Consider the following 16,823-nt stretch of genomic DNA (forward strand, 5'->3'; position numbering starts at 1 on the left):
AGTTCAAGAATGCAGCGAACCAAAGCCCCCTTCCGTGCCGACGAGGTCGGCAGCCTTCTGCGTCCGGCCAAGATCAAGGAAGCCCGCACCAGGCTCGAGAAGGGCGAGATCTCGGCCGACGATCTGCGCAAGATCGAGGACATGGAGATCGAGAAGGTCGTACACAAGCAGGCCTCGGTGGGGCTGAAGCTCGCGACCGACGGCGAATTCCGTCGCTCCTGGTGGCATTTCGACTTCCTGGCCAAGCTCACCGGCTGCGAGCTGTTCCACCCCGACGCCGGCATCCAGTTCGCAGGCGTGCAGACCCGTCACGACGCTGTCCGCGTGATCGGCAAGCTCGACTTTCCCGATGACCACCCGATGCTGGACCATTTCCGCTTCCTGAAGAAGTATACCGACCAGGCCCACGTCACCGCCAAGATGACGATCCCGTCGCCGGCCGTGCTGCACTTCCGCGGCGGCCGCAAGTCGATCTCCAAGGACGTTTATCCCGATCTCGACGCGTTCTACGAAGACCTCGGCAAGACCTATCGCAAGGCCGTCAAGGCGTTCTATGACGCCGGCTGCCGCTATCTCCAGTTCGACGACACCGTCTGGGCCTATCTCTGCTCGCCGGATGAATTGCAGAAGGCGCGGGAGCGCGGCGACAATCCGGACGGCCTGCAGCAGATCTACGCGCGCATCATCAACTACGCGCTGGCCGAGAAGCCCGCCGACATGGTGGTGACGACCCACGTCTGCCGCGGCAATTTCCGTTCGACCTGGATCTCCTCGGGCGGCTACGAGCCGGTGGCCGAGACCATGCTTGCCGGCACCAATTACGACGGCTACTTCCTCGAATACGACAGCGACCGCGCCGGTGGCTTCGAGCCGCTGCGCTTCCTGCCCAAGGGCAACAAGGTCGTCGTGGTCGGCGTCATCACCTCGAAGTTCGGCGAGCTCGAGAAGAAGGACGACATCAAGCGCCGCCTGGAAGAAGCCGCCAAGTTCGTCCCGCTGGAGCAGCTCGCGCTCTCCCCGCAATGCGGCTTTGCTTCGACCGAAGAGGGCAACATCCTCTCCGAGGAAGAGCAGTGGGCCAAGCTCAGCCTTGCAGTCGAGATCGCGAAGGAAGTGTGGGGCAACTGACGCTTGGTTAGTCGCACTAGTGCTCCGGACGCGCTGCAACGCTCTTGCGTTGCTGCGCAGGGCCGGGACCCATGCCGCTTGATTTGCTCTCCAGTAATATGGGCCCGGGCTCTGCAGCGCACCGCTGAAGAAGCGCTGCGCTGCGTCCGGGGCACGAGACTGCCTCACTTCTCCGCCAGATAGACCTCACCCAGCAGCGACGAGTTCGACCACGGCACCTGCTTGCTCTTCGTGGTCGACACCACCTCGGCCCGCACGCGCGTGAGCATCTGCTGCACCTCGAGGCCCGGCGTGCCGATATGGCGGGACAGCGCGGCCGAGAACGGCGAGTTGGCGCCTTCGCCATCGAGTGCGACCTGGCCCGGCGCGGTGGCGAAGGCGATCAGCGTGCCCGCGCCCAATGTTGCGCCGGCACCTAAGCTCGTCGGTGCCGCAAGGCCCGAGGCACCATCGATGCCGCGGTTCACACCCGCGGATGCAACCTGCTGCGCCATCGGATTGTTGCGGCAAGCATCGAAGATCAGGATGTTGGTGCGGACCTGGTCGTCGAGGCCGGCCATGATCGTGTCCATGTCGATCATCGCTTCCGTCATGCGCGTGCCCGGCTTGAGCTCGACGTCGACGGGAATGAGATAGTTGCGTCCGTCGACCTGTACGCCATGGCCGGCGTAGTAGACCACGGCAACTTGCGCCCGTGCCGCATCACGCAAAAAGTCGCGCGTCATCTTCTGCATCGCCGCGCGGTCGAGATCGACGCCCTCCGACACGGTGAAGCCGATGTCGCGCAGGCTCTTGGCGATCGCGCGCGCATCGTTGGGCGGATTGGGCAGCGCCTTCACATGCGCATAGGCGCCGTTGCCGATGATCAGCGCCATGCGCGTGCCGCGCATGGCCGGCGCAGGTGAAGGCGCGGGGGCCGTGCCTGTCTGCTGCGGGGCAGGAGCTGTCGCCGGCTGCGTCGTGGGCGGGGGCGCATCGCGCGGGGGCGGCACCGCTGCATCCGTCACCAGCGACAGCCGCACTTTCGCGGTCGCCTGGTTGGCCTTGCTGCCGGCATCTGAAGCCACGATCGCCAGAGTCGCCTTGTAGTCCTCGCGGGCGCGGGCGTAGTCGCCTTTCGCTTCATAGGCCAGCGCACGATGGGTGTAACCCGAGATCAGCACGCTGTTCGGCGGCGTCATGATGTTGGTGGGCGGCTTTTCCCTGGCGAGCCGGATCGCCTCGCTGCCGTCGGCGATGGCGCGATCGAGATCGCCCCTGACGCGCCAGATCGCAGTGCGGTTGATCAGCGGCTGCGGCAGCGTCGGGTCGAGCCGGATCGCCTGGTTGATGTCGGCGAGCGCGCCGTCGAGATCGCCGAGTGCTTCTTTCGAGATGCCGCGGTTCTGGAACGAGAACGCCGATCTCGGGTCTGATTTGATCGACATGTCGTAGTCTGAGATCGCCTTGCTGTAGTCGCCCTTGCCGCGCCAGGCATTGCCGCGGTTGTGGAAGATGATGCCGCTGGGCGGCCCGAGCTTCAGCGCATCGTCGAAATCGGCGATTGCGATGTCGTAGTCGCCCTTGTCGTAATAGGCCGATCCCCGGAGATTGTAGACCGCCTGGCTCGGCTGGAGCCGGATCGCCTCGGTGGTATCGGCGATGACCTTGGCGTAGTCGCCCTTCTTGTTCCAGCCCACCGCGCGCCAGAAATAGACGGTCGCGAGCTGCTCGCCCTTGAAGACCTTCAGCGCGATGATCCTGCTGCAGGCGTCGACCATCTGGTCGGCCGGCGTGGTCTCGGTGGTGCAGAGCGGCCCGAGCCGGTTGCGCGCCTGCGCGAAGGCGGACGTCGACCACAGTGCGGCGGTGAGCAGGCAGAACGCGACGAGCAGGCGGCGCATGGGGGCGTCCCGTAACAGGAGAAGCGCTTGTTTGTTGCCTGGCGTTGCGCCGGGGTTCACGCTCCCATCGTCGGAAAGCGGGGGTCGGGCAGGCGAGGGTATTCCCTTGGTGGGCAGATTTTGCTATGGGGCGTGACCCAACGCTTCTGCCCACCAACTTCCCACTCATGAAAAACGACGAAATCCTGAGCCAAATCACCGAGTTCTGCCGCAAGGCGGATATGGCGGAATCGACGTTTGGCCGGCGCGCGGTGAACGATGGGAAGCTGGTGCATCGCCTGCGCGAGGGAAAGCGCATCACCATCGACACGCTGGAGCGGATCCAGGCCTATATCGCGGCCTCGACGACCGGCGGTCTGCCGCCGCCGCGGGGTCTTCAGGTGCCGCCGGAAAAACGCGATCCGCGCGGCAATTTCCGTTTCTTCGAGAACCGGCAGAAATACCTGCTGTTCGTCCACACCTGCAGCGAAAAGCGGGTGGTTGCGGACAGGGTTGCGCTGGAGTTGGCCGCCATTCATCCGCGCCCGCCCGCGCTGCGGCTGTTTGACGCCGGCGTCGGCGACGGCACGGTGCTCGCCCGGGTGCTGCGCGCAACGCACCAGCGCTTTCCACACATGCCGTTCTATGTCGCCGGCAAGGAGCTCAGCCTCGAAGACCTGCGCCTGACGTTGGAGAAGGTTCCGGACCGCATTTTCGAGCATCCTGCGTCGGTGTTCGTCTTTACCAACATGTTCTATTCGGAGGCGCCCTGGCTCACGCCTTCCTCGCCCGCCGCCGCGGCTGCCACCGTCTGGCACGAGGTTCCACTGCGGGGCACCTCATCAGGAGAGTTCGAGCAGCAGATCGCGGAGCTGCGGCCGTTCCTGGAACAGAACTGGCGTGCCGCGATCAGCCCGCGCACGGCCATGCCCCTCTACGAGCGGCCCGTTGTTCTTGTGCTCTATCGCGAGGACCACAGGTTCCTGCTGGATTCGACCATTCCACGGCCGGGCCAGACCGAAGCCAATTTCGACCTCGTCATTGCATCCCAGCCCTACCGTGCCCTGTCCTCGGTCAATTTCCGGGCAAAGCGGATCATTGCGCCCCTGGCGCGCGCGCTTCGGCCCGGGGGGCGGCTGATCGGAATCCACTCCCACGGCCAGGATCCGGGCATGGAAATGATCCAGGCCATCTGGCCCGGAGAAAATCCTTTCTCGGTGAGCCGTCATGAGCTATTGCGCGCAGTTAAGTATGAGCTCGGATCGTTGGGCCGCGACCTAAATTTTAATGCTTACGCGGACAACCGTTCGATCTTCAGGTATGATATGGAAGCGTTGCCCAACGAGGTGACGGGTACCATCGGAACCTCGACGGCCTTTGCAGCGTGGAATGCGGCGGTGTATGTCGCTCAGATCGAGGACGACCGGTTGGCAGAAATGACTCAAAACGGCCGCACTCTGGATGCCGCCAGGGACGTGCTGCGAAAGTACAACGGGCTCTGGTTTCTTGATGAATCCTACGTCATCTCGCGCCGGCGTGATTGACATAATCCGAAGGTAAACATCGCAAACGAACCGCCGTCGAGTGGCGGAACAAGGGGTTACTTGATGCGCGCGTCCTATCTCTTCACCAGCGAGTCCGTCTCCGAGGGCCATCCGGACAAGGTCTGCGACCGGATCTCCGACGAGATCGTCGATCTGTTCTACCGCGAGGGGCCCAAGGCGGGTATCGATCCCTGGCAGATCCGCGCCGCCTGCGAAACGCTCGCGACCACCAACAAGGTGGTGATTGCGGGTGAGACCCGCGGTCCCGCTTCCGTCACCAACGAGCAGATCGAGAGCGTCGTGCGCGCCGCGATCAAGGACATTGGCTACGAGCAGGACGGCTTCCACTGGCAGAAGGCCGACATCGAGATCCTGCTGCATCCGCAGTCGGCCGACATCGCCCAAGGCGTCGACGCGCTGCAGCCGGGCGAGGTCAAGGAGGAGGGCGCTGGCGACCAGGGCATCATGTTCGGTTACGCCACCAACGAGACGCCCGATCTGATGCCGGCGCCGATCTTCTACGCCCACAAGATCCTCCGCCTGATCTCCGAAGCCCGCCACTCCGGCAAGGAGAAGGTGCTCGGCCCCGACTCCAAGAGCCAGGTCACCGTGCAGTACGAGAACGGCAAGCCGGTTGCCGTGCGCGAGATCGTGGTGTCGCACCAGCACCTGGTCGAGGACATCTCGTCCAAGCAGATCCGCGACATCGTCGAGCCCTATGTGCGCGAGGCGCTGCCGAAGGACTGGATCACGCCGAAGACCATCTGGCACATCAACCCGACCGGCAAGTTCTTCATCGGCGGTCCTGACGGCGACACCGGTCTCACCGGCCGCAAGATCATCGTCGACACCTACGGTGGCGCGGCCCCGCATGGCGGCGGTGCGTTCTCCGGCAAGGACCCGACCAAGGTCGACCGTTCGGCTGCCTACGCTGCGCGCTACGTCGCCAAGAACATCGTTGCCGCCGGTCTTGCCGATCGCTGTACGCTTCAGCTTGCCTACGCGATCGGCGTGGCGCGTCCGCTGTCGATCTACATCGACACCCACGGCACCGGTAAGGTGTCGGAGGATCAGCTCGAGAAGGCTGCCGCCAAGGCGATGGACCTCACCCCGCGCGGCATCCGCTCCCATCTCGACCTCAACCGTCCGATCTACGCGCGCACCTCGGCCTACGGCCATTTCGGCCGCACGCCGGACAACGAAGGCGGCTTCTCCTGGGAGAAGACCGACCTCGTCGAGCCGCTCAAGCGCGCGCTCTGATTTTCATGCGTCATTCCGGGTTCTCGCGAATCCGGAATCCTTAAATCCACACGTCGCGATTCCGGGGCACCTCTTCGAGGTGTCCCGGAATGCCCGTTCAACAACAGGACACTCGCAATGAACGCGAAGCCCGGCTTCACCGATTACATCGTCAAGGACATTTCGCTCGCCGATTTCGGCCGCAAGGAACTCTCGCTCGCCGAGACCGAGATGCCCGGCCTGATGGCCACCCGCGAGGAGTACGGCCCGAAGCAGCCGCTGAAGGGCGCGCGTATCGCAGGCTCCCTGCACATGACGATCCAGACCGGCGTGCTGATCGAGACGCTGGCCGCACTCGGCGCCGACATTCGCTGGGTCTCCTGCAACATCTATTCGACGCAGGACCACGCCGCCGCGGCGATCGCCGCCGCCGGCATTCCGGTGTTCGCAGTCAAGGGCGAGACGCTGAAAGATTACTGGGACTACACCGCAAAGCTGTTCGACTGGCACGGCGGTGGTCATCCGAACATGATCCTCGATGACGGCGGTGACGCCACCATGTATGTCCATCTCGGTCTGCGCGCCGAGAATGGCGACACGGCCTTCCTCGACAAGCCCGGCTCCGAGGAAGAGGAAGTCTTCTTCGCGCTTCTGAAGAAGCAGCTCAAGGAAAAGCCGAAGGGCTACTTCGCCGAGATCGCCAAGAGCATCAAGGGCGTTTCCGAAGAGACCACCACGGGCGTGCATCGTCTCTATGACATGCAGAAGGCCGGCACGCTGCTGTGGCCGGCGATCAACGTCAACGACAGCGTCACCAAGTCGAAGTTCGACAACCTCTATGGCTGCCGTGAATCGCTGGTCGACGGCATCCGCCGTGGCACCGACGTGATGATGTCGGGCAAGGTCGCGATGGTCGCGGGCTTCGGCGACGTCGGCAAGGGTTCGGCCGCGTCTCTGCGCCAGGCCGGCTGCCGCGTCATGGTCTCCGAGATCGATCCGATCTGCGCGCTGCAGGCCGCGATGGAGGGCTACGAGGTCGTGACCATGGAAGACGCCGCCCCGCGCGCCGACATCTTCGTTACCGCGACCGGCAACAAGGACATCATCACCATCGAGCACATGCGCGCGATGAAGGATCGCGCCATCGTCTGCAACATCGGCCATTTCGACAACGAGATCCAGATCGCTGGTCTGCGCAACCTGAAGTGGACCAACATCAAGCCGCAGGTCGACGAGATCGAATTCCCCGACAAGCACCGCATCATCATGCTGTCCGAGGGGCGCCTCGTGAACCTCGGCAACGCGATGGGCCATCCGTCCTTCGTGATGTCGGCATCCTTCACCAACCAGACGCTGGCGCAGATCGAGCTGTTCGCCAACAACAAGGACGGCAAGTACAAGAAGGAAGTCTACGTGCTGCCGAAGTCGCTGGACGAGAAGGTCGCGCGCCTGCACCTCGCCAAGATCGGCGTCAAGCTCACCGAGCTGCGCAAGGACCAGGCCGACTACATCGGCGTGAAGCAGGAAGGTCCGTTCAAGTCGGATCACTACCGGTACTGATCCGAGCGCATCGAAACATCGGAAGCCCCGGAGCAATCCGGGGCTTTTCGTTTGTGGGCCGGAAGCGAAGGGTTCTCCTTCCAGTTGTAGCAGGCCCGATTGGTGATTGACGCCCGCGGCCGCGGGCCCGACAATCCTCCCCGGCGGAGGAAACAATGCAACAAGAACATTTCGACGTCCTCATCGTCGGTGCTGGGCTATCAGGCATCGGCGCCGGCTATCATCTCCAGAGCAAGTGCCCGACCAAGAGCTACGTCATCCTGGAGGGGCGGGACTGTATCGGCGGGACCTGGGATCTGTTTCGCTACCCCGGCATCCGTTCCGACAGCGACATGTTTACGCTCGGCTATTCGTTCAAGCCGTGGACCGAGCCGAAGGCGATCGCGGACGGGCCACGGATCCTGAACTACGTCCGCGAGACCGCGACCGAGCACGGCATCGAGAAGCACATCCGCTTCCGCCATCGCGTCAGGCGCGCGGCGTGGTCGACGCCGGAGGCGCGCTGGTCCGTCGAGGCCGAGTGCATCACCGGTGAGGGCGCGACCGAGTTCGTGCGCTTCACCTGCAATTTCCTGTTCATGTGCTCGGGCTATTACAAATACGAGGCGGGCTATACACCGGAGTTCAAGGGCGTCGCGGATTTCGCCGGCCGCATCGTGCATCCGCAGAAATGGACCGAGGACATCGACTACGCGGGCAAGCGCGTCGTCGTGATCGGCTCGGGCGCGACCGCGGTGACGCTGGTGCCGGAGCTCGCCAAGACGGCGGCGCAGGTCACCATGCTCCAGCGCTCGCCGACCTATGTGGTGTCGCGCCCGGCGCAGGATCCGTTCGCCAACAAATTGCGTCGCAATCTTCCTGCGCAACTTGCCTATCATCTGATCCGCTGGCGCAACGTGATGTGGGGGATGTTCTTCTTCCAGCTCAGCCGGCGGCGCCCGGACAAGGTGAAGAACCTGATCCTCGGTGGCGTCCGCATGGCGCTGGGGCCCGACTACGATATCGCGACCCACTTCACGCCGCGCTACAATCCCTGGGACCAGCGGCTGTGCCTCGTGCCCGATGGCGACCTCTTCAAGGCGATCCGCGAGCAGCGCGCCTCCGTCGTCACCAATGAGATCGACACATTCACCCGCGACGGTATCCGCCTGAAGGACGGCAGCGAGCTTGCGGCCGACATCATTGTGACGGCGACAGGGCTGGTGCTCCAGGTCGTCGGCGGTCTCGATGTCAGCGTCGACGGCCGCGCCGTCGATTTCGCCAACACGCTGACCTACAAGGGCATGATGTATGCCGACGTGCCGAACATGGCGTCGGCCTTCGGCTACACCAATGCGTCCTGGACGCTGAAATGCGATCTCACCTGCGAATATGTCTGCCGGCTCATCAACTACATGGACCGGCACAATTTCCGGCAGTGCATGCCGCACAATGACGACCCCTCCATCACCGCGCAGCCGTCGCTCGATTTCACCTCGGGCTATGTGCAGCGCTCGGTGGCAAAAATGCCGAAGCAGGGTTCGAAGCAGCCGTGGCGGCTGTACCAGAACTACGCGCTCGACATCGTCTCCTTGCGCTTCGGCAAGATCGACGACGGCGTGATGCAGTATTCCTGATCGCGCCGCCGTTTGTGGCTTGGCTTTGCGCGTGGTGAGCGCTGGCGCAAGACGGATCTTGCGCGCGTGCTCACGCACGGATCATCCGGTCTGAGCGGCGCGGCGGCGCCGGAATTCCGGTACGGGAAGGCCGCCCCAACCCCAATTGTCGGTGTCGACTTCCTCGATCACGACGAAGGTCGAATCGAGCGGCTTGCCGAGCACGTCGAGCAGGAGCTGGCTCGATCCCTTGATCAGCGCAGCCTTCTCTTCCGCCGTGAGCGACGCCGTTCCCGGCGTCGTTCCCTCGCGGGTCACTTGAATGGTGACGATGGGCATCGTGTTTCTCCTCAGCTCAGTGGCCGGCGCTCTGGCCGCCGTCGACATGCAGGATCTCGCCGGTGACGAAGGGGGCATGCTCGAGATAGAGCACGGCATCGACGATGTCGGACATCTCGCCCATGTGGCCGACCGGATGCAGCGCGCCGAGCTGGGCATGCGTCGCGACCGGGTGCATCGGCGACTTGATGACGCCGGGCGCCACGGCGTTCACGCGGATGCCGCGCTTGGCATATTCGATCGCGAGCGATCTGGTCGCGGCGTTGAGGCCGCCCTTGCTCAGCGACGCCAGCACCGAGGGCACGTTCGAATTGGCCTGATCGGCCAGGGTGGTGGTGATCTGCACGACGTGGCCGGAACCCTGCTTCTCCATCTCGGCGATGGCGAGCTGAGCAATGTTGAAGAAGCCGGCGACGTTGGTGCCCATCACCGCCGCGTAATCCTCGGCCGTGTACTGCGTGAACGGCTTTGCGACGAAGATGCCGGCATTGTTGACCAGGGTGTCGACGCGGCCGAAGCGGACGATCCCTTGCGAGACCACGCGCTCCGCGGTGGCCCGGTCGGCGATGTCGCCGGGAACGGCGAGGATGTCGTCGTCGCCGGACGGCTTGATGGAGCGCGCCGTTGCGACGACGCGATAGTTGCGATCGCGAAAACCCCGGACCAGGGCGGCGCCGATGCCCTGCGATGCACCGGTGATGATGGCGACCTTTTGCTCGATACCCATGACAGGCTCCTGTTGTTGACCTTCAGAACTTGCGCCAGCAGTGGCTGGCTTGTCCGTTGAGGTACGTCGCGGCGGCCCGGCTGCGAATACGCGCTGCCCGGCAGACACTCTTTCGCGGCGCGAACGAATGCCGGATCGGCGCCCGGCGGCGGTTGTGGCGGCCGGCGCGAACGCCTAGCTTTCAGTCGGAATCTCCGGGGGCGGCGGGAAGGACATGGATCGTCTGGATGCGATGAAGGTGTTCGTCCTTGCGGTGAACGAGGGCAGCCTCGCGGCCGCGGGGCGCAAGCTCGGCCGTTCACCGGCGGCGGTGAGCCGCGCCATCGCCTTCCTGGAGGAGCGCGTCGGCGTCGAGCTGCTGCACCGGACGACGCGCGCGATCAAGCTGAGCGAGGAGGGCGAGCGCTATGTTGTTATCTGTCGCCGGGTGCTCGCCGAGTTGGAAGAGGCCGATGATGTCGCGGCTGGACCGCGCACGGCGCCGCGTGGCCTGCTCACGATCACGGCGCCGGTGGTCTCGGGCGAGATGGTGCTGCGGCCGATCCTCGATGCGTTTCTCGACGCCTACCCGACCGTATCGGCGAAGCTTTTGTTGTTCGACCGCGCGGTCAACTTGATCGAAGAGGGCATCGACGTTGCGCTTCGCATCGGCCCTCTCGTGGATTCGGCGATGGTGGCGATGCGGGTCGGCGTGATCAGCCGCGTCGTGGTGGCAGCTCCGCGCTACCTGAAGCAGCATCCGCGCATTACCGAGCCCGGCGATCTCGCCAAGCATCAGATCGTGGCGATGGCGCATCTGCCCAATTTCTGGACCTTCGCGCCACAGGCGGGCTCTTCAGCGCCGCGCACGGTCCAGTTCACGCCGCGCCTCGTCGTCAACAGCACCTATGCGGCGGTGGCGTCCGCGGTCGCCGGGCGCGGCGTGGCGCGGATGTATTCGTACCAGGTGGCCGAGCAGGTTGGGCGCGGCGAGCTCGAGATCGTGCTGGCCGCCGACCGGGATCCCGAGATGCCCGCGCATTTGATCTGCCCACAGGGCCGGCTTTCGGTGCCCAAGGTGCGGGCATTCACCGACTTTGCGGTGCCCCGGCTGAAAAAGCAGTTTGCGCTATTGAACAAGAGCATCAGTGCCCGCTGATCCGCCGCGCCCCCGCAATGCGTTGTTTTGCGTATACGGGTCTTGGGCTGAATCGGCCATGCTGCCCGAACGGTTAACGCCGGATTAACCGGTGAGTCCTAGCCTGTCTCGGCCGGGTTACTCGCAAGGCCGAGGTGAGCCCAATGGAAGCCCAGAAGATCGCGGTCGACGCCGTCGTCGCGCTGACCGATTGCGACCGCGACGCCGTCATCGCCTTCATCCGCCGGCTTTATCTTGCCGGCGTCACCGACCCCAAGCGCCTGACCTTCAAGGGTCTCCAGGCGCTGTCGCGGGTGTGATCCGGCTCGTTTTGGCCAGTCCCCTCCCGGGTTCCGTACCGCCGCCCTCCCCAGAGTGATTGCAACCCACCGGTGAATATCTTGCCGGTCGGGCCGGCTCGGAGTAGATGACGTCCCCGGCTGGGTCACTCGGGAACTTGGGGAAATGCTGAAACAGCTTTTTGCGCCGCAACTTGTCATTTTATATGTGCTTGCGGCATCGACGATTTACGTTCACTTCCGCGGCAAGCAGCGGCTGCGCTTCGCGCGCCAGCTTGGCGATCACTCGACCTATCTCGCTCCCTACAACGTGCTGATGTATGCGGGCTCGGCTGTGCCGAACAAGCCGGTGATCCCGGTCGAGCAGTTCCCCGAGCTGAAACCTCTCAGCGAGAATTGGGAGACCATCCGCGACGAGGCCGTGCGCCTGTTCGACGAAGGCTTCATTCGCGCGGCTGCGAAAAACAACGACTGGGGCTTCTACTCGTTCTTCAAGAGCGGCTGGAAACGGTTTTACCTGAAATGGTACGACGACTTCCTGCCGTCGGCGCGCACGCTATGCCCGAAGACGGTGGAGCTGCTCAACTCGATTCCGAGCGTGCATGGCGCGATGTTCGCGATGCTGCCGCCCGGCGGCAAGCTGGGCGCACACCGCGATCCCTTCGCCGGCTCGCTGCGCTATCACCTCGGCCTCGTCACGCCGAATTCGAACAAGTGCCGCATCCTGGTCGACGGCGTCGAATGCGTCTGGCGTGACGGCGAGGCCTTCATGTTCGACGAGACCTTCATCCACAGCGCCGAGAACGCGACCGACGTCAACCGCATCATCCTGTTCTGCGACGTCGAGCGCCCGATGAAGTTCGGCTTCATGACCGCGATCAACCGCTGGGTCAGCCATCACATCGTCAAGGCGTCGGCGACCCAGAATGTCGACGGCGAGAGCGTCGGCGTGCTCAACAAGGTGTTCGGCAAGCTCTACGAGATCCATCTCGCCAGCCGCAAGGTCAAGGAGTGGAACCGCAACGTCTACTACACGCTGAAATACTCGGTGACGGCGCTAATCCTGGGCCTGATCGTGATGTCGGCGTTGCGATGAAGCAGGTGCGAATGTCCTCCATGCCGACCGCCAACACCGAGATCACGCAGTTCTTCCGCCAGTGGCTGGAAACCTTTGCGGGCTATGTCCGCGAGGTCGACTACGCTGCGGCGAAGCCGCTGTTTCATCCCGAGGTGCTTGCCTTCGGCACGCACAACGATGTCATCCCGGGCCTCGACCAATGGGTCACCACGCAATGGGACAACGTCTGGCCGAAGACGACCGACTTCCGCTTCGTGCTCGATCAGACCTCGGTCCTGGCGTCCCCCGATGGCACGATGGCAACCGTGATCGCGCCGTGGACGAGCACGGGCTATCATCCCGATGGCGGCGTGTTTCCGCGTCCGGGCCGGGCGACGATGGTGTTTTCGAGAGATGGCGACGGTTGGCTGTGCGTGCATTCGCACATGTCGCTCAATCGCGGTGTGCCGCAGGTGAGCCACGCCAATCGGCCGGTGAAGGCGTGGTAACTGCGATCTGAATAGAAAAGGCCCCGGACATGTCCGGGGCCTTTTGATTTCGCGATGTCGCGCAGGCTATTCCGGCTGGCCGATCGACACCTTCAGCGTGCCGACGCCGTCGACGCCGCATTCGAGCTTGTCGCCGGGCTGGAGCTGCGACACGCCGGCCGGCGTGCCCGTCATGATGATGTCGCCGGCGGCGAGCTTCACCTGCTGCGAGAGCTGCCAGATGATTTCAGGCACGTTCCAGATCAGCTCGGTGAGGTCGCCCTTCTGCGCTTCCTTGCCGTTGACCGTGAGCCAGATCTTGCCCTTGGCGGGATGGCCGATCTTCGATGCCGGCTGCACCGCGGAGCAGGGCGCGGAATAGTCGAACGACTTGCCGATCTCCCAGGGACGCTCCTTCTTGCGCGAGGCGATCTGGAGGTCGCGGCGGGTGAGGTCGATGCCGACGGCGTAGCCGTAGACATGATCGAGCGCCTTGTCGGCGGGGATGTTCAGGCCGCCGCTCTTCATTGCCACGATCAGCTCGACCTCGTGATGCAGATCCTTGGTCAGCGGCGGATAGGGAATGGTGGCGCCATCGGGCACCAGCATGTCGGCGTGCTTGGCGAAGAAGAACGGCGGCGCGCGCTCGTCATTGCCCATCTCGCGGATGTGCTCGAGATAGTTGCGGCCGACGCACCAGATGCGGCGCACCGGATAACGGCCGCTTTCCCCGACGACGGGAAGTGAGGCCTGTGGCGGAAGCGGGATGACGTAGGAGGCGGCGTTCATGGAGCGATCTCGCGGCTCTTGGGGATGATGAGGAAGTCTATGCGGTTGCGCTGATCGGCGCCAGAGTGCCGGCGTCGTGATGTTGCAGACGGAAGAACGAGGCGTAGCGGCCCGAGCGGCGCAAGAGCTCGTCGTGTCGGCCCCGCTCGACGATCTCGCCGCCCTCGACCACCAGGATGCTGTCTGCGTGCATGATGGTGTGCAGGCGGTGCGCGATCACGATGGTGGTGCGGTTCTGGCAGAGATGCTCGATCGCCTCCTGCACCTGCCTCTCCGACTCGGAATCGAGTGCGGCGGTGGCTTCGTCCAGGAGGATGATCGGCGCGTTCTTGATCAGCGCGCGCGCCACCGCGATGCGCTGGCGCTGGCCGCCGGAGAGCTGCGTGCCGTGCTCGCCGACCGGCGTGTCGTAGCCGAGCGGGAAGCCCATGATGAAATCATGCGCGCAGGCGGCCTTGGCGGCGTCGATGATCTGGTCTTCGGTCGCGCCCGGCTTGCCGAAGGCGATGTTGTTGCGGATGGTGTCGCGGAACAGATAGACGTCCTGGCCGACATAGGCGGTCTGCGCCCGCAGCGATTTGCGCGAGACCGCGCTGATCGACTGGCCGTCGATCACGATGTCGCCTTGCGTCACCTCGTAGAAGCGCAAGAGCAGCGCCAGCACGGTCGACTTGCCGCCGCCGGAGGGGCCGACCAGCGCGGTGACCTTGCCGGGCTCGGCAACAAAGCTCATGCGGTTGAGCACGGTCTCATTGGCGCGATAGGAGAAGCTGACGTCGTTGAGCTCGATCCGCGCGTCCGACAGCTTCAGAGCCGGCTTGTCGTCGTCGGAATGCTCGCTCGCCGGGCTGTCGATGATCTCGAGCAGCATGCGGGCGCCGACGAGTTGGCTGTTGAGATCGATGTTGAGCCGCGCCAGCCGCTTGGCCGGCTCGGTCGCCATCAGGAAGGCGGTCATGAAGGAGAAGAACGCGCCGGGCGTGGCGTTGAGCGCGACCACGCTGTAGCCGCCATAGAGCAAGCAGCCGGCGACCGCGAAGCCGCCGAGCATCTCCATCAGCGGATTGGAGCGGTTGGCGACGCGGGCCATCTTGTTGGCGTTGCGCTCGACGATCGCGATGTTCTCGTCGATGCGCTTCTGCATGGTCTCTTCGAGCGTGAAGGCCTTGACGGTGCGGATGCCTTGCAGCGATTCCTGCATCGTCTCCATGATGTCGGCGGTACCGGTGAACTGGTTGAAGGCGAGCCCCTTGATGCGCTTGACCAGCTTGCGCAGCACCAGCATCGCCGGCGGCACCGCGACGAGGCCGATGAACGACATCAGCGGATCTTGCCACACCATCACGCCGACCATGGCGAGCAGCATCAGGAGGTCGCGCCCGATGGCGTTGACCAGCATGTTGAGGACGTCGGTGATCGACTTGGCGCCGGCCGTCAGCCGCGCCAGGAATTCGGACGAATGCCGCTCGGAGAAGAAGCCGATGCTCTCGCGCATCAGCTTGGCGAACAGCTGGCGCTGGTTGGTGGCGAGGATCGCGTTGCTGATCTTGGTCAGGATCACCATGTGGCCGTAGGTCGCCACGCCCTTGATGAACAGCAGGATCACCGTGATGCCCGAGAACATCGCGATGCCCGGGATGTTCTTGTCGACATAGGCCTGGTTGATGACCTGGCCGAGCACGTAGGTCGCGCCCGCGGTCGATCCGGCGGCAAGCGCCATCAGCGCGAAGGCGACGAGGTAACGCCGCCAGTAGACGATCCCCTGTTCCGTGACCAGGCGGCGAATCAGGACCGCTGCCGTATAGGGATCGTCGGTGATTTTCTTTGGAAACTGGGCCATCCGTAGTCCATTGACGGCACAGGAAAAAAGCCTGCCCGCGCGTCAGGGATCGAAGGGCCTCTGTGCCCGCTAAAGCTACGCTTTTCAAGCCCAATTAAGAGCTTGCGTCTGGACGGGTTCTAGGCCGAGGCGGCGTGGCGGAGCTCGCCATGGCGCTCGCGGAACAGCTTGTCCTCCCAGGCCAGCGCGTGGGCTGCGATGGTCTCGAGGTCGTCGTATTGCGGCTTCCAGTCGAGCAGGCCGCGGATGCGGCTGGTGTCGGCGACCATGGTCATGATGTCGCCGGGCCGGCGCGGGGCGTACTGGACGGCGAAGCTGCGGCCCGAAACCCGGCGCACGGCGTCGATGGTCTCGAGCACCGAATAGCCGCGGCCATAGCCGCAATTCAGCGTGATCGAGGCGCCGCCGTTGCGCAGGTAAGCCAGCGCCGAACGGTGCGCCTGCGACAGGTCCGTGACGTGGATGAAGTCGCGGATGCAGCTGCCGTCCGGGGTCGGATAGTCGGTGCCGAACACGTCGATCTTGGCGCGCTGGCCGGTTGCGGCTTCCACTGCGATCTTGAGCAGATGCGTGGCGCCGACGGTGGCAAGGCCAATGCGCGCCTGCGGATCGGCGCCGGCGACGTTGAAATAGCGCAGGGTCACGTATTGCATGCCGTAGGCGGCGGCGACGTCGTGCAGCATGATCTCGGTCATCAGCTTCGAGGAGCCGTAGGGCGACAGCGGCCGCGTCGGCGCGTGCTCGGGCACCGGCACCTGGTCCGGATTGCCGTAGACGGCGGCGGTCGAGGAGAAGATGAAGCGGCCGATGCCGCGCTTCACCGCGACGTTGAGCAGGTTGCGCGCGGTCGTGAAATTGTTGCGGTAATAGCCGAGCGGATCGCGCATCGAATCCGGCACGACCACCGAGCCCGCGAAATGGATGATGCTCTCGATGTTGTGCTGGGCGATCACGCCCTCGAGCAGATTCTCGTCGCCGGCATCGCCAATGAACAGCGGCACGCCTTCGGGCAGGTAAGCCGAGAAACCGGTCGAGAGATCGTCGATCACGACGACGTCCTCGCCGGCTTCCGCCAGCGCCAGAACCGTGTGACTTCCGATATAGCCGGCGCCGCCGGTGACTAGCACAGTCATGATCTCACCCGTCTTCGATCAACGCAGGATGCTAGCGTTTGCGTGGTGAAGAGGGGGTATCGGCGCGGCTGAACTGGTCACTATGCTTAATGTTGCGTATAGGGGG

At 64.2% G+C, this 16,823-nt stretch carries 15 protein-coding genes; 9 read left to right on the forward strand and 6 right to left on the reverse strand.

Annotated elements, in window-relative coordinates:
- Positions 1-9: 9 nt before the first annotated feature.
- A complete protein-coding gene (locus AC1RUR_RS12815; RefSeq protein ID WP_492844407.1) occupies positions 10-1,128 on the forward strand; it encodes a cobalamin-independent methionine synthase II family protein in 1,119 nt (372 codons plus the stop codon).
- Between the two features lie 164 nt (positions 1,129-1,292).
- On the opposite strand, the gene AC1RUR_RS12820 is transcribed toward AC1RUR_RS12815, so the two are convergent.
- Complete coding sequence (locus AC1RUR_RS12820; RefSeq protein WP_492844409.1) at positions 1,293-3,011, reverse strand: caspase family protein; 1,719 nt, start codon at positions 3,009-3,011, stop codon at positions 1,293-1,295.
- Positions 3,012-3,178: 167 nt separating this feature from the next.
- Here AC1RUR_RS12820 and AC1RUR_RS12825 point away from each other — a divergent pair, with 167 nt between their 5' ends.
- The 4 genes from AC1RUR_RS12825 to AC1RUR_RS12840 all read left to right on the forward strand — a co-directional run bounded on the left by AC1RUR_RS12825 (position 3,179) and on the right by AC1RUR_RS12840 (position 8,949).
- Positions 3,179-4,534, forward strand: a complete 1,356-nt coding sequence (locus AC1RUR_RS12825; protein WP_492844411.1) for a hypothetical protein — start codon at positions 3,179-3,181, stop codon at positions 4,532-4,534.
- A 63-nt stretch (positions 4,535-4,597) separates the two neighbouring features.
- Positions 4,598-5,794: a methionine adenosyltransferase gene (gene metK, locus AC1RUR_RS12830; protein WP_492844413.1), complete on the forward strand. Its 1,197-nt coding sequence runs from the start codon at positions 4,598-4,600 to the stop codon at positions 5,792-5,794.
- 117 nt (positions 5,795-5,911) lie between these two features.
- The gene (ahcY, locus tag AC1RUR_RS12835) at positions 5,912-7,333 is read left to right on the forward strand and encodes an adenosylhomocysteinase (RefSeq protein WP_492844415.1); all 1,422 of its coding nucleotides are present in this window, start codon (positions 5,912-5,914) and stop codon (positions 7,331-7,333) included.
- Positions 7,334-7,488: 155 nt separating this feature from the next.
- The gene (locus AC1RUR_RS12840) at positions 7,489-8,949 is read left to right on the forward strand and encodes a flavin-containing monooxygenase (protein WP_492844417.1); all 1,461 of its coding nucleotides are present in this window, start codon (positions 7,489-7,491) and stop codon (positions 8,947-8,949) included.
- An 81-nt stretch (positions 8,950-9,030) separates the two neighbouring features.
- On the opposite strand, the gene AC1RUR_RS12845 is transcribed toward AC1RUR_RS12840, so the two are convergent.
- Together AC1RUR_RS12845 and AC1RUR_RS12850 are read right to left on the reverse strand one after the other, a co-directional pair.
- Positions 9,031-9,267, reverse strand: a complete 237-nt coding sequence (locus AC1RUR_RS12845; RefSeq protein WP_492844419.1) for a tautomerase family protein — start codon at positions 9,265-9,267, stop codon at positions 9,031-9,033.
- Positions 9,268-9,283: 16 nt separating this feature from the next.
- Positions 9,284-9,994 carry an SDR family NAD(P)-dependent oxidoreductase gene (locus tag AC1RUR_RS12850; RefSeq protein WP_492844421.1) on the reverse strand — a complete coding sequence of 237 codons (711 nt, stop codon included), beginning with the start codon at positions 9,992-9,994 and terminating at the stop codon, positions 9,284-9,286.
- A 214-nt stretch (positions 9,995-10,208) separates the two neighbouring features.
- Here AC1RUR_RS12850 and AC1RUR_RS12855 point away from each other — a divergent pair, with 214 nt between their 5' ends.
- From AC1RUR_RS12855 to AC1RUR_RS12870, 4 genes are all read left to right on the forward strand, one after another.
- Positions 10,209-11,132 carry a LysR family transcriptional regulator gene (locus tag AC1RUR_RS12855; RefSeq protein WP_492844423.1) on the forward strand — a complete coding sequence of 308 codons (924 nt, stop codon included), beginning with the start codon at positions 10,209-10,211 and terminating at the stop codon, positions 11,130-11,132.
- A 143-nt stretch (positions 11,133-11,275) separates the two neighbouring features.
- Positions 11,276-11,431, forward strand: a complete 156-nt coding sequence (locus AC1RUR_RS12860; protein WP_167768006.1) for a hypothetical protein — start codon at positions 11,276-11,278, stop codon at positions 11,429-11,431.
- A gap of 145 nt (positions 11,432-11,576) precedes the next feature.
- Positions 11,577-12,506 carry an aspartyl/asparaginyl beta-hydroxylase domain-containing protein gene (locus AC1RUR_RS12865; RefSeq protein WP_492844425.1) on the forward strand — a complete coding sequence of 310 codons (930 nt, stop codon included), beginning with the start codon at positions 11,577-11,579 and terminating at the stop codon, positions 12,504-12,506.
- Positions 12,507-12,517: 11 nt separating this feature from the next.
- A complete protein-coding gene (locus tag AC1RUR_RS12870; RefSeq protein WP_492844427.1) occupies positions 12,518-12,976 on the forward strand; it encodes a YybH family protein in 459 nt (152 codons plus the stop codon).
- A gap of 66 nt (positions 12,977-13,042) precedes the next feature.
- On the opposite strand, the gene AC1RUR_RS12875 is transcribed toward AC1RUR_RS12870, so the two are convergent.
- The 3 genes from AC1RUR_RS12875 to galE form a co-directional block, all read right to left on the reverse strand.
- Positions 13,043-13,744 carry a fumarylacetoacetate hydrolase family protein gene (locus AC1RUR_RS12875; protein WP_492844429.1) on the reverse strand — a complete coding sequence of 234 codons (702 nt, stop codon included), beginning with the start codon at positions 13,742-13,744 and terminating at the stop codon, positions 13,043-13,045.
- Between the two features lie 37 nt (positions 13,745-13,781).
- Positions 13,782-15,584 carry an ABC transporter ATP-binding protein gene (locus AC1RUR_RS12880; protein ID WP_492844431.1) on the reverse strand — a complete coding sequence of 601 codons (1,803 nt, stop codon included), beginning with the start codon at positions 15,582-15,584 and terminating at the stop codon, positions 13,782-13,784.
- Positions 15,585-15,703: 119 nt separating this feature from the next.
- Positions 15,704-16,717 (reverse strand): UDP-glucose 4-epimerase GalE, encoded by a 1,014-nt coding sequence (gene galE, locus AC1RUR_RS12885; RefSeq protein ID WP_492844433.1) that lies wholly within the window; start codon positions 16,715-16,717, stop codon positions 15,704-15,706.
- Positions 16,718-16,823 lie beyond the last annotated feature (106 nt).

It is taken from the genome of Bradyrhizobium sp. GW821-FHT12B03, from assembly GCF_058807535.1.